Source organism: Vibrio sp. JC009 (assembly GCF_029016485.1).
GTDB lineage: Bacteria > Pseudomonadota > Gammaproteobacteria > Enterobacterales > Vibrionaceae > Vibrio.
This window is the reverse complement of the sequence record NZ_CP092106.1, coordinates 1349782-1364445: the sequence shown is the minus strand read 5'-3', so window position 1 is coordinate 1364445 and position 14664 is coordinate 1349782. Positions and strand designations below refer to the sequence as shown.

Genomic DNA, 14664 nt, shown 5'->3' with positions numbered 1-14664 from the left:
CTTACATTATTTTTCTATTAGCTCGTAATGCATAGACTGAGTGTTCACCCGGATAAGATAGCGACCGACAATATCGGTAAAGATATTATTTTCAGTTTCCCATTCCAATACGCCGTCTGAATTGCTATCACTCACGCTTTTTTCCCAACCGGTTGTCTCGGTGAATCTAAAGCGCTGCTCTCCGTCATCATCTTGTTCGCCGCTAAACTCAACCTCTAATTCCCAGGTATAGTCAGCAACCCTGGTCATAGGTGTTATTCCCCATTGATTAGGCGTCCCGCGGAAATAGAGGCTATCCAGATTACCGGCTGGCGATTCAGAATTATCACCAACCCAAACCGATACACTGCCGCCATTCACCTTAAAGGTACCTTTACCTTCAGCATCGGTGCATACTCTGTCATGAGTAAGGTGGTGACCTGTGACATCGATAAAGCACTCGTTAGCATTATCTGTCCCCATGTCCATCTCTTTATTGCCGCCCGGTCCATCAGAGATAAGTACAGCGAGGCCTTCAGGGTGCGCATTATCACCCTGACGGGTCCAGCCAACAATATCTCTGTGATCCATGTAACTACGCTGCACTCCGTAGGCATAGTTCTTCCGTGCATCCAAGAGTTTATCGATAATCCATTTATGGGAAGCCATCTTGATGGTCTGCCCTTTATCATGGTATTCCGCTCCATAATAGTCCGCATAGAAGATATTAGGGTATCCCTCTTCACGCAGCAGAATAAAGGCGTAAGCCAATGGCTTAAACCAGTCCTTTACCGGAGACGCCAAAGATTGCAGCTCCTGGGTATCGTGGTTTTCCACCAGAGTTACCGCATGTGCCGGATTATTACCCATCAGAGTGCCGTTCAACAATCCTCCCATATCATAGTTACCGTTACCGATAGAGGCATGGTGGAAATACAGGTGCAGCGGTGCATCAAATAGCGACATGCGATAGCCGGTCCCTTTCAGGTAATCCTGCAAGACGCCAAGATCGTACTGCCAATATTCCCCGACAGTAAACAGTCCCTTGTCCGTATCCCTACGCACAGAGTCCAGCCAGTCATTGAAGAAGTCCTGCTTGATATGCTTGATGGCATCCAGACGGAAGCCGTCCAGGTTGGCAAAATTCACATACCAGGAACCCCATTTCTTCAGCTCTTCAACTACCTCAGGATGCTCCATATCCAGATCAGCTCCCATCAGGAAGTCATAGTTACCGTTTTCACCACTTACCTGAGAATCCCAGGCCTTGCCTGTGCTCCGGAACCTGAAGATACTCTTCTCTTTGTCGTTGTTATCGTAGTCAACACCATCAAAGTGATACCAAGTCCACTTAAAGTCTGAGTAGGTGTCTCCCCGTCCAGGGAAGTCAAACTCAGTCCATGCCGCAACAGTTTTGTCGCCGTTTTCCTTGTATCGGTCGTTCCAGTCAACACGAACCGCTGGCACATCATGTGTTCTATCCGCACCAAACTTATGATTCAGAACGACATCAGCATAAATCTTGATACCCGCATTATGGGCACTATCAATCGCAGCTAAATACTGATCTTTATCACCATAGCGGGTAGGTCCGTCCCCCTTTTGCGGGAACTCACCAAGATCATATAGATCGTAGGTGGCATAACCGACACCCAGCGAACCATCATCTTCCGGCATCGCCTTGTAAGCAGGTGGTAGCCAAAGTGCTGTAATCCCTTTATCTGCCAGGTTAGATGCTTCATCAGCAACCCTATCCCACAGGTTATCAGCCTCACTGTTATACCAGTGGAAGTACTGCATCATAACGCCACTATTATTGTCGCCGGTTAGCAACTCACTGTCCGGAGACGTCTCAGAGATAATAGTAAGCACCGGATTATTGGTGTCGCTCGCATCCAGGTTAAAGCGATAAAAACCGGCTTGAGTAACGCTAATCTGAATTTGACCGTCGTTGTTTGCATCCAACAGCTCCAGCTCACCAACGCCCTGCAGCAACTCATCATACCCCAACTTAACTTTGCTCCAGTCATCAGACGCCAGTTTAAAGTTATAGGCTCCGGCTCGCAGATAGACACTGCTCTGATAAATACCTTCTCCGATAAAATCCATTTGGCTTCCCTCATCCCAATCGGTCAGAGAACCGCGCAGATAAATCTGTTCACTGCCATAAGGAGGAATTGCCGACTCAGGAGCTTGAATGGTCAGGGTCGCACCGGCACGATCCAGAGCAAAGGTATAATCACCCGTCGCTGCTGCCGTAATCTTAAGGTTGTCATCACTATCGGTATTCCAACCTATAGAGCCTTCACCCGCAGTCAGGCTGCTGGCACCATAAGCCGGTGTCCAGTCACCACTCGCCAGCTTAAAGGTCAATGAATCACCTTTAGTTAGTGCTAAGGTAGCCTCATACTTATCTGAGCCTTTATAGGTTAGCGGTTCAGATGTTGCCCAATCATCCGTTAGCTGGCGCAGGTAGAGCTGAGGCTGACTCATGCCTGTACCCTGCTCATTACCTTTCTGAGGGATAACAAATACCGCAGCTGTCATACCAGGAATCTTCAGCTCACCCTCGACCACCTTCGCATACTGCAGGAAATCACCATGACCAGCGACCTGCACCGGATGCAGCTCCATGCGCTCGGCGTTGTCTATCGCAATCCGTTGCTCATTGCGGTTGGCATTAATAGCAACGATCAGGGCTTCATAGTTCGGATCCAGATCGGCACCCGCCTCTACGCCATCGTCGATGCTCATAACAATCACACCCGGCTTGGCATTATCCCAAACCGCATGGAAGCGCAAGCGCTCTTTAATTTCCTCACTGGTGCCCAGACGCAACAATTCACTTGCGGAACGGATCTTCAGTAACTCCTTAAAGCGTGCATCCGTCCAGATAATATCTTCTGCGTTTGCCGCAGTATTGTCATTACCGATCACCTGTCTGATGCGATTCCAGTTACCACCATCTTTATCCTGACGCGGCAGGCCAACATTCCAGTTGTTGCTCTGTTTGCTAAAGTCAACGCGGTTATACCAGTCACCGGAGTCGTAACTGTCGCGCTCCATGGATTTGGAACGCAGCAACTCTGAGCCCATATGCAGGAACGGAACCCCCTGCCCCAGCATCACGGTCGACAAACCGATGATCTGCATCCGCGCCCGGTCTCTGGCACTTACATTATCTGACGCTTTGTACTGGATGATGTCCCACAGAGTCTGGTTATCGTGCTTGGAAACATAGTTTACGGCTTCCTGCGGATCGGCGGCGTAGCCTGCGCCATGCTCTCCGAACATATAGGCACTACCTGCAGATAAGGCCCCCTTATTTCCGGCCAGAGGAATCAGGTAGCTCTGCAAGTTACCCGTCATCCCCAGACGGATTAAGTTCATCTTATCTTCCATCCCGCTGAAACGATAACCGGCATTGGCATAACCAGGATTCGTATTCATCGGATCCGAGTGATCACCACGTACTGCATCACGCATCCTGTCGTTATAGGTTCCAATACCTGTACCAGCCATATTCCACTGGGAAGAGTTAATACCACGGGCATTTTTATACACTTCACCAAAGTCCCAGCCTTCGCCGTAGATCCAGCTGTCTTCGTCAACCGCTTTCACCGCGTCATAGGCCTTGACCATACTCGACTTCATCAGGTGACCCATAAGGTCAAAACGGAAACCGTCTATCTTGTAGTTCTCTGCCCACATCACCAGGCTGTTGGCAACGAACTTCTCAAACATACGATGTTCGGAAGCAGTATTATCACAGCAGGTGGATCTCTCTACATAGCCGTTATCCGGGTTGCGGCGGTAATAATAGCCAGGAACCACTTTATCCAGCACTGAGTTGTTATACAGACCCGAGGCACTGGTGTGGTTAAATACCACATCCTGCACCACGCGGAAGCCCATATCGTGCAATGACTTCACCATAGAGCGATACTCTTTAATACGGCTCAGACCATCGCTTTCTGATGCGTAGCTGCCTTCCGGTGCGTTGTAATGGTAAGGGTCGTAACCCCAGTTAAAACCGTCACGCAGGCGAACATCTGCCAGCACTTCCTGGGCTTTACTGCTGGACGGATCCATCCCGTTCAGGATATCTGAGATAATGCCTGTCTTAGCGATATCACATAGTGGAGCGTTCGGTGCGATACCTGTATCAGCATTACATAGCTTGGCAGCGTCATCAGTCATATCCAGGCGGCGCTCAGCCTCTTCCGGGATAGTCGAAATATCATAGCTCGGCAACAGGTGAATGGTGCTTAAACCAGCATCCCGCAGCGACTGCAGTTGTTTAACACTGTCGCGCTCCTTCTCAGTAAATGCCAGATAACCACCGTTATAGGCTTTAGTACCCACAGTATCAGAACCACTGAAATCACGGATATGCAGCTCATAAATAATGTTATCTTCCGGTTTGTTCTGCGGCGTAACAGTCTGACTGTCCCAGCCTTCCGGTTTACTCGCTTCACCATTCAGGTCAACAAGTTGACTGTAACGGCTGGCAGTACTCAGTGATACCGAGTAGGGGTCAGTGGTCATCATCCATTCGATACGATCGGTTGCAGGGTGGTAAGCCTGAACACGGTAACGGTAAAAACTGTTTTCCAGTGACGCATCGCCGGTGTAGGACCAAATACCGCTGACGGCATCTTCTGTCATCGAAAGTGGCGCATTATCCAGCGGACGCTTGTTTTCGTCGTACAAATAGAGTTCAACCTTCAGGGCAGTCGGAGCCCACAGACGGAACTCAGCCTTGCCGTCTTCCAGCCATGCCCCCTGCTTCGCCTCGTCGGCATCGTTGTCACCAACAGTAAATAAGCTGTCAATCAGGAAAGGCGTCTGTACTTTGGTTGCCGCTACGGCTTCGCCGTTGTCTGCCACCGCCACTGCATAAAGACGCTGCTTCAACAGGCTCTTCACCTCTTCAGCCGTCAAACCTATACTGTACTCATCACGACCTGTCAGGTGCGGTACACGCCCGTCATCAACCTTATTGCGGTATGTCAGGGCATAGAAGTCAAACTGAGATTTATCACTAAAATCCAGTTCACCATTAGCTTTGCCTACCCATAGTTCGTTTCTGGTTGCACCATCGGCACCGTTGTAGACAAACTGGTCCAGATTCAGCCAGTGCGCGGAAGCACCATCAACTGCCAGATTGACCGAAGCGGAGGCTACTCCTGCTGAGCCTTCTCCCTGCGGTGTTGCATCCAGAGAGTCCGGTGTACCATCACCATCATCGTCACTGGAAGCAAAATCACCCCAGCCGTCTTTATTGTTATCTTTGGTTTCAAAGCGGTCCAGCGGGAAAGCATCAATATCGTCGGTTACACCATCACCATCGGTATCGTTCTTACTACTGTATTTCTCCTTATCCAGTGGGAACTCATCTTCGGCATCGAGATGACCATCGTTATCATCATCCGTATCCGCATTATCACCAGTACCATCCCCATCAGTATCAGCCGATTCCTTAGGATCGTACGGGAAGATATCTGAGATGTCAGGTACGCTATCGTTATCGTCATCGGTATCGGCGTTATCACCGGTACCGTCTCCATCGGTATCCAGCCATTCAGCCTTGTTGTCTGGAAAAAGATCTTTTTCGTTGGCGACATTGTCGCCGTCACGATCATCATCTTCACTATCGGCAATATGGTCGCTATCTAAATCTGCGGGCTTAGAGTCCGATTTCAGCGCATCTGTCTTAAGACGGACCTCATCCGCATCCGACCAGCCATCGTTATCATCGTCTTCATCACTGTTGTTGCCAATTCCGTCGTTATCACTGTCCTGACTTTCCAACCTGTCATCTGGAAAAGCATCAAGTATGTCTTCAATACCATCTCCATCCTGATCACTAATCAACCTTGGCATATCATCATTATCGGATAAAACGAGATTATCCAACGATGCTTCCTGACCTGCAGATTGTTGGCGCCGAACCTCATCCCCAAGCACTTCAGCCCCGTGAACCAGTTTTTCCAGTTTCTGGCTATCTTCCATCTCCGTAATGTTTTTGGGCAATAGATTAACCAATGCCCTGGCACTATTAGCAAGCAAAGTATTACCGCTTGCCACATAGTCTGCAGATAGATCAATTTGGCTCTGGGCAATTGATTGATTAACCTCTTCAATAGCCTCAGCCTCTGTTTTACCCTCTTCCTCCATTTTAAGTTTTACTATTGTCGTTAGAGGAGTAATAACCTTATACCCGGGAGGAGCTGACATTAAATAACCCGCAGCTAATGGAACATCCGGATTATCTTCATCGATTGTCTGCCCGGCAACAGTTTGAACCATTAGGGAATACGCAGAAATATCGCCGCTCACATTGGAAATATCCAATACAGCACGCCCGTGTTCCCCGGATATAGCAGAAGGCTCTGCAATATCTTTTTCGTTATTCCCGTTCACATCCAACCATATTTCAGCATTACGCAAATAACCGTCAATTGCTGTAACTTCCAGTCGGTTTGATGAAGAACTACTTGTATTATTTTCATCTCCCCCACACCCAGACAATAAAGTGACAAGTGGTATTGTTGCCAATACCAGCGCAGAAAGCTTATGCCTCATTGTAAATCCTTTTTTCAGAACATCTAATATTTAGAAATAAGAAAACCACATGTGACTACTACGTAGCACACGCGATCAATGATAAAACTGAAATTAGCAGGACATTGGAATATCAAATTAGTTTATTGAGGCTATACTGCTTCTGAACAATCTAACAGACTTGACCTATTAAAATCAGTTTCTGTCCTGGCGAATAATAAGAACACACTAAAATAACACAAGAACCCAAAAAAGCGCTAACGGGGAGATAACGTTCTTTATTGAGTTATATTTAAGGTTTTAGTCTTATTGTTGTTTATACTAATAACCTAATCAAAAAGTTAAACCTCCTTACCCTTTAAAAAAACGAGATAGCAACATCGATTTTTATAAAGTTCACTAACCGCTTCTTGTGCTATCTTAGTTACTCTATCCAAATCTCCATTATTAATTGTTTCAGTCTTTGATATCTTTCCATCTTCATTTATTTTTCTATTGACTTGATGATTAATACTCATTATTGCTCTTTTGTATCAGGTTAGTTTTCCTAAAATAAGACTGACATTATTCTCCAGAACAACACCAGATGCAATGGGAACAGTCCCAAGCCGTGTTATAAATCACGTTTTTAATTATCTAAAAGACTCTTTTATAACGCATTCCCTGTACTGATATAAAAATATCGGATAAAACAGATGGGGCTGTAGTTCCTTCCAGTTGCTTGTTGGGACACACGATCTGCATCAGGGTGAGATCGTGAGTATTTTTTAAGCAAAAAGTAAGATCGATTTGACGATCACATCTAGCTGTGATCATATACTCTCCTTTTAGGGAGAACACCATGCACATTGACCACTTCAAAGAACATTTTCAACCAATAACCGACCAACGTCAGAGTGCAAAAGTTACTTATTGCCTATTTGATGTCCTGTTTGGCTCATTGTGTGCGGTAATAGCAGGTGCTAAAGGTTGGTTTGATATTCGAGAATACATTCTTGGGCATCATGACTGGTTTAAACGTAATGGATTGTTTATAGAAGGTATTCCCGCCGACGATACCATCGCTCGAATTATCTCCACTATTGAACCTGAACAGTTTCATGAATGTTTCGTCAATTGGATGTCATCGGTACACACGCTGACAGAAGGTCAAGTGGTAGCTATTGACGGAAAAACGCTTCGTGGATCATACAACCGCGAAGATAGAGCCAGCACCATCCATATGATTAGTGCGTATGCTTCCTCAAATAAATTGGTGCTTGGACAGCTCAAAACCGATCAAAAAAGCAATGAGATAACAGCGATCCCAGAGCTGATAGAAATGCTTGATATCAAAGGAGCTTTAGTCACGATTGATGCAATGGCATGCCAGACCAAAATAGCCAAAGCCATTGTAGACAAAGGTGGAGATTACTTACTTGCAGTAAAAAGTAATCAAGGGAAACTCCGAAAAGCAGTGGAAAATGCCTTTTCAGCTCAGCGGGCTAATATGCCAGAGACAATCTCCTTAGAAAATGGACACGGACGTATTGAATCTCGTCAATGTTATGTCTTTGACAGCAAAGATCTTGGAGGTAATTTCTCACGCTGGAAAGGCCTGAAAAGTATCGTAATGGTTGAGAACTTCCGCCTTGAAAAAGGAAAAGCGGTTGACCTTGAATATCGTTACTACATCAGTTCCAAGGCTCTTAGCGCAGAGCAAGCCTTAGCAGCGGTAAGAGAGCATTGGGGCATAGAGTCCATGCATTGGGTTCTTGATGTCAGTATGGGTGAAGACGCCTGCCAGATATATAAAGATCATGGTGCAGAAAACTTATCTTGTCTGCGTCATATGAGCCTGAATATGCTTCGTGCTGAACCGACAAAGGTGAGCATTGTTGGAAAACAAAAGCGATGCATGATGAATACATCAATGCTGGAAACCGTTTTAAATGCAGGTTTTAGTCAGGTGGCGAAAAGCTGAGCACTCATGCGGTTGCCCTGCGATCTGCATTAGTTTTTTGGAAAGTGCAGAAATATCCCCACTTTGATACCAATGGTTAAATTTTTTTGCCAATTCGGATGAGGTTATAGTCAATATGCCATCAACACCGTTAAATTTATATTTAAGCTCTGTCATAATTTAGTGGGTTTTACTTGTTCTTCCTGAGAATACTATTCTCTTGTTTAATACAATGTGTTACTCAAAACTCAAGTAGTAGGTAGTCCCTCCTTCCCATGACACCCGGCGTTCCTCTACCATAGGAACATCTCTCCATGAGCTAAACCGAATATCACCAGCGAGAGGTTTATCAGTACAAGCGATAACAATTTCATCGGCATAAGGTAAAAACAGCTCCCAGACTACCGCTCCTCCACCAACAATAAGTATTTCTTCAGAACTCTTATACTTATCCACCACCTGCATATAATCCGTCACAACGGTTGCTTTAGCGTTACCCCGTAAATCGAAGTCTTCATTTCTGGTCAGAACAAGCAGCTCTTTTTCGCCTGGATCTAATTGGGAAAACAACTCTATGTTGTGGTCATAAGTAACGCTGCCAACAATTGCATTTTCACCAAAGAACATTTTTTCAACTTCAGCAATAAGGCCTTTAGGCCATTGGCTTGCTCTTAGCGCTCTATCCTCGGGTTTTGTACAACCAACCGTGTCATTTTTATCGGCTACAAATGCTAATCTAATCAATGATATCTACCTTATACATCTATACTGATGGTGAAAAAATAATGTTGCTTCAAATAGCTTTGACCATTCTAAGCAACAGTTTTACCTTGAAAACTCCACTTGAAATTAACCAGCTCTTCACTTTTTTCCCAAAGGCGCTTTCTAGTGTCCTCAACCAAAATATGTGCACCAACTTGGGCGTCACCCACAGGACCTCGCATTTCCCACAGCTTCTGTGGCCCATAATACGCCCCGCGTAACGCCTCTTTACCTGCTGCAGCCAACACCGTAGGTAGTGCTCCTTGCGCAGGAGGTTGTGCAAATAGTGGATTCACCACCTTATAGATTGCATTAAGTAAACCTGCCGGCCCCGCATTTTGTAAGTTGGTGTTGGAGTAACCTGGATGACACGCAATTGAAATAGCTGAACTGCCGGACTCTTTGAGGCGACGATCCAGTTCTAAAGCAAACATTAGGTTTGAGATTTTGGATTTTACATAGGCTCCGTTTGGTGAGTAACTCTTGTCAGACATGTAATCATCCAGCATCAAGCCATCCACTCGATTAGCAAGACTGGTCAACGTCACGAATCTGCCATTACCTGCCTCGACTAAATCCAGCATCAATCCGGAGAATAAAAAGTGACCTAAATGATTCGTACCGACCTGCATTTCAAAGCCATCTTTGGTCTTTTGTTTCGGACACTGCATGATGCCGGCATTATTTATCAACCCATCTAACCGTTGGAAACGTTGATGAGCTTCTTCCGCTGCACGTCTGACAGATGCGAGGTCACTTAAATCTAACTCTAGGATTTCAACCTCACCTTCTATCATTTGTTTCAACTCAGAACTCGCCAGGCTCGCTTTATCTAATGATCGGCAGGCTAAGACTAAATTAGCACCTTTTGCACCAAGATATTTCGCAGCTTCAAAACCTAAACCAGCATTACCACCAGTAATCAGATAAGTCTTGCCCGTAAGATCCGGAAGTTGGTCAACACTCCAGGTGTTAAAGCCCGAATTAACAATCGTCTTATTTGTCATCGCTGAAATCCTCATTAGATACGTGTCTGCTGTATCGCTCGTATTAAGTTGTCACAAAACCAGCTTCAAGTCAACCTTAAGGTTGTCTCGATGATGCTTTATGACAACCTTTAAGTTAATTTATTCTGCATCAACGTAAACCAAATAATTGACATACGCGGCAATTATGACAAAATCTTATGGTTTGAAATTTGAAATGTATTTCGTGAACCGGGAGGAAATATGAGCTCAACAGAAATGCTGATGACATTTGCTCAACACGGTATTCAAAAAACATCCGTTGCCGACTTGGCTCAGGTGGCCGGAGTATCAAGACAGGCACTTCATAAACGATTTGGATCGAAACAAGGCGTACTTGAGTGGGTGTTAAAGACTTTTACAGAAGAGCTTTTTGAATCTTCTTTGGGTGTCCTTAAGACCTGCGATACGAAAGACCCAAAGCAAACGATATTAGTGTTTTTTGAGTCCTGGTCTGGTGCGCTTGTTCCAATACTTAGCACCACTCCTCATGGAGCCTCTGTGCTGGAAGCCGGCATGCAATTCGCGCACGAGTCACAAACCAATTGGGAAAGCGATCTGATGCTTAAACTATCAGAGTTTCTTGTGTCCTCAGGGGTCACATCCTCAATGGATTGTGCAATGGAGCAAACCTTTACTTTAAATATTGCATCTAAAGGGATTTTGCTTAAGAGTCGCTCGATGCAAGACTTTTCGCGAGATATGGAGCGTGTTGTTAGCGTCGTGCTGTCAGATCTAGTCTGAACTAATACAATTTATACCTCGGCTGGTAACTTTACGTCTGATATGCAATGGCATGGACTCCCTCACCTTCGTCGAAAATATCGGCTAAGGTAAGAGTGTCAACTAAAAAGGAGCCCATGCCATGAACAAGAATATCACTATTTCTATCGACCTTGCTAAGACTGTTATTCAAGTTGCGATAATTAATAAGCACGGAAAGCTTTCATCTAATCAAAAAGTATCTCAATCAAAGTTAATTTCAATGGTGGCTAAGCACCCCAAAGCTGTTATTTGTATGGAAGCTTGTGCAACGGCTCATTATTGGGGTCGAAAGTTCCAGCAGGCAGGACATCAAGTCTTACTCGTGCCTGCTCAGATCGCCGCTAAGTATCGCTCGGGAAATAAAAATGATCCCAATGATGCTTTGGCTATTTATGAAGCCAGTCAGCGGACAGATATTCATTTCGTTCCGGTTAAAACTGTTGAACAGCAAGATCTTGCCTGCTTACTAAGACTGCGGGAAGGTTATATTAAGCAACGAACACAGCTTGCTAACCGTATCCGGGGGCTTGCGATGGAATATGGCATCAAATTTCCCATAGGAATCAATTCGCTCAGAAAACAGCTACCGTTTGAGTTGGAAAATGCTGAAAATGAATTAACCCATGCTGCTCGGTTTATTCTAAATAATCTTAAAGAACAGTTGCTCGCGCTTGATACCCAAATTGATGATGCCACTCAAGCTCTTACCAATCAGGCAAAACAAAATGAAGATTGTAAGCTTTTAGCCTCGTTACCGGGTATTTCATGGATTTCAGGCAGTGCTTTGTATGCCAGGTTAGGAAATGCATCGGCTTATAAGTGTGGTAGGGATGCAAGCGCAAGCATTGGATTAGTGCCTGCTCATACAGGAAGTGGAGGTAGAAATATCAACCTTGGCATTACTAAGCGAGGAGATCGTTATCTCAGAGCTCTTGTCGTTCATGGTGCCCGAGCTGTAGTTAGTCATGTCAAAGATAAAACTGATCCACTTAGTCAGTGGATACGCTCTCTGTTAGAGAGAAACCATGTGAATAAAGTCGTTATTGCTCTAGCGAATAAGATAGTCAGGATGGCGTGTGCCATATTGAAATCAAAACAGCCTTACCAGCTTAAGTTAGCTTAACTGAAATAAGGTAAAGCTGAATTTGGAGCAAACGACAAACCAGCGTAATAGCAAGTAATTAAGATAAAGTGTTAGCACAGCACACAAGGCAAACTCTGTGTGGGAATGAGGCAATAAATGCCTGGACTGCGATTAGAAGCCTTGTTAGTGGATTTAGCCATAAAGGTTCGGGGTAGCGCCCCATGATGAAACCGAATATACGTGCACTTGCATAAACTCTTATTATCTTAAACCACTTGTGTTACAGGGGGAGTCCATATACATTCCCACGGAGGACCATGGGAACGAGAGTCCTGCATAACTATTCATACTCTAATCTAACGCTTCAAGCCCTAAAATTGATTCTGCATCAAAAGAACATGATGCTCTCCAACGGCGCTCATCTCGTAGATTGAATATTTCTCCACTTATATTCCTTTGATATTGAATATAAGCTTCAGAACGTTCAAGCGTGTTCATTTGCGCAGCTATTAGTGATTTGAAAAGGTTAGAATCAGGCTGAGTTTCATCTTCAATAAACCATAAGCATTCATTTACCCGAACAAACTCCACACTGTGAACTCTAGACTTTTCCACTTCATCTGAATCAATCAGAATAGATTGAAGCAGGCGTGCACTATCTAACAATGCTAACCGTGTCGCTTCTTGCTCTGCATATTCAAAGGTAATTGCCCTTTGTATATCATCCCGAACGCCATCATTATCAAAGTCTACCCCGGCAAGCGTAGTATTATTCTCCGTTCCTGGCTCTGGTGGTAAAGCATCAAATAGTGGATTACTACTCCCTTGTGTTACCCCGATTTCTATTATTTCCGGGAATATTCGTAAATCAGCCCAAGAGACTACCGGGAGTACTATTAATACAGGTAGTAATAACGTTTTTTTCATACGTCTCTTCGTCCCTTGTTGTGTGGATATATTAGAAAATATAGTGGCAAAGTTACTGACCTATGGTTCATAAGTGCGCCAGTCCAAACAATAAGAATCTTTTTGTCTGCACTCTACCTGGGCTGGCATGCGGCTTATGATAAAGACCCGGCAATTAATTGGTTATAGTCTTTGTTTATAGGTTCTATATATTCCTGATTTGTCTCTAAGTCCCAGGTACGATATCACCACCCCCAAGCGACTGATAAAGTTTTGCCTGTATCACAAACTGGTTATATCTGTTTTCCAGGAAGGACGATTCGATACTGCGCCTTGATTCCATCGCTTTGATCCAGTCAATCATGTCACTGGCACCGTACTTATACCTGCTGGAGTATATCGCTTCAATCTCTTGCGCATTGGAGTACTGATCTTTGTAAATCCCACCTTTGTAATGGTAATGCTGTTTTGCCGTAAGCAAATTCGCAACCTCCTCCAGAGCCTCATATACAGTGTCCCTGTAATCTAATACCGCCATTTGATAATCTAGTTCGGAAATATTTTTGTTCAGCTCCATCTCTTTCCATTCCAGAAAAGGTAAAACAATTCCGCTTCCCAGTTTGGCTACCGGGTTTTCCAGCAGTTCCAGTAAGCCCGATGAAGAAGTACTCAGTGAACCGGTTAGCGTTAATGTTGGCATATAGCCGGCCTCTACCCTATCTTTTGTCGCCAGCGATGACTTCAGCGTATACAGGGAGGCTTTTATATCCGGTCTGCGAAGTAAAAGCTCTGAAGGTATCCCCGGTGCGATTTCGGGCACTGGCAGCACGGATAGTTGCTCTATGATTAAGTCTGTTTCCTGCAATGGCTGATTTAGCAGCATCGAAATTGAATTTTGCGTCTCTGACAGCTCTTGCTGCAACTGACTGAGCTGTACCTGCTGACCATATAGAGTCTGAGTTGACTCCAGTACCTCTAAACGGGTTGCAGAGCCGTTATCGAATTTGCGTCTTGTTAGCATGGCAACCTTTTCCGTGCCTGCAATGTTTTCCTCAGTCAGTGAAATCATCTGATTAAGATAACCCAGCTTCCAATAGAGTGTTGCAGCCGTCACAGCCAGACTTTGTGCCGTGCTTTCTCTGTCTTCATAACTGGCTCTCGCGTTCCAGTCGCTTGCATCAGCGGCCGCATCGACGCGTCCCCATAAGTCCAGCTCATAGCTGAGGGATAAGCTGGAGCTAAAGCTGGTATCTGAAGAATCATCATCAATGTCGTATTCATACGAGGAAGCGTGTGAAAAGCTAAGCTCAGGCACTTTATTGTTTTCACTCAGTCCGGCTTCCAGCCTTGCTTTTTTCAGAGTCAGCGTTGCTTTAGCCAAATCACTATTTGACTGTAATACCTGCTCTATCAGGGCATCTAGCTGTGGATCTTCAAATAACGACCACCATTTATCCGGCTGCTCAACACTGTTGCTTGCCACTTGTTGTGATACTTCTTGTAATGATTGGGACCAGCTTTGCGGAATTGCTAACTCAGGCTGCACAAAGTCGCTGCGCATAGTGCTGCACCCGGCCAACGATCCCGTGCAGAGTATCAATGCAATAGACGGGTTTAATTTTGTTTTCATAATA

At 45.1% G+C, this 14664-nt stretch carries 9 protein-coding genes; 3 read left to right on the top strand and 6 right to left on the bottom strand.

Annotated features, from left to right (window positions below):
• Positions 1–6: 6 nt before the first annotated feature.
• Both L3Q72_RS06210 and L3Q72_RS06205 read right to left on the bottom strand, forming a co-directional pair.
• Entirely contained in the window at positions 7–6567 is a 6561-nt protein-coding gene (locus L3Q72_RS06210) for an alpha-amylase (protein ID WP_275131786.1), read from the bottom strand.
• Between the two features lie 320 nt (positions 6568–6887).
• A complete protein-coding gene (locus L3Q72_RS06205; RefSeq protein WP_275131785.1) occupies positions 6888–7064 on the bottom strand; it encodes a hypothetical protein in 177 nt (58 codons plus the stop codon).
• A 323-nt stretch (positions 7065–7387) separates the two neighbouring features.
• On the opposite strand from L3Q72_RS06205, the gene L3Q72_RS06200 reads away from it, so the two are divergent.
• Positions 7388–8509: an ISAs1 family transposase gene (locus L3Q72_RS06200; RefSeq protein WP_275129476.1), complete on the top strand. Its 1122-nt coding sequence runs from the start codon at positions 7388–7390 to the stop codon at positions 8507–8509.
• 216 nt (positions 8510–8725) lie between these two features.
• Here the strand turns inward: L3Q72_RS06200 and L3Q72_RS06195 are convergent, their stop codons facing one another.
• On the bottom strand, positions 8726–9232 hold the full coding sequence (locus L3Q72_RS06195; protein ID WP_275131784.1) for a dihydrofolate reductase: 507 nt from the start codon (positions 9230–9232) through the stop codon (positions 8726–8728).
• 68 nt (positions 9233–9300) lie between these two features.
• The gene (locus L3Q72_RS06190) at positions 9301–10257 is read right to left on the bottom strand and encodes an oxidoreductase (RefSeq protein WP_275131783.1); all 957 of its coding nucleotides are present in this window, start codon (positions 10255–10257) and stop codon (positions 9301–9303) included.
• Between the two features lie 222 nt (positions 10258–10479).
• On the opposite strand from L3Q72_RS06190, the gene L3Q72_RS06185 reads away from it, so the two are divergent.
• Positions 10480–11019: a TetR/AcrR family transcriptional regulator gene (locus L3Q72_RS06185; protein ID WP_275131782.1), complete on the top strand. Its 540-nt coding sequence runs from the start codon at positions 10480–10482 to the stop codon at positions 11017–11019.
• 121 nt (positions 11020–11140) lie between these two features.
• On the top strand, positions 11141–12163 hold the full coding sequence (locus L3Q72_RS06180; protein WP_275129409.1) for an IS110 family transposase: 1023 nt from the start codon (positions 11141–11143) through the stop codon (positions 12161–12163).
• Between the two features lie 312 nt (positions 12164–12475).
• Here the strand turns inward: L3Q72_RS06180 and L3Q72_RS06175 are convergent, their stop codons facing one another.
• Complete coding sequence (locus tag L3Q72_RS06175; RefSeq protein ID WP_275131781.1) at positions 12476–13051, bottom strand: hypothetical protein; 576 nt, start codon at positions 13049–13051, stop codon at positions 12476–12478.
• Positions 13052–13256: 205 nt separating this feature from the next.
• Positions 13257–14660 carry a TolC family protein gene (locus tag L3Q72_RS06170; protein WP_275131780.1) on the bottom strand — a complete coding sequence of 468 codons (1404 nt, stop codon included), beginning with the start codon at positions 14658–14660 and terminating at the stop codon, positions 13257–13259.
• Positions 14661–14664 lie beyond the last annotated feature (4 nt).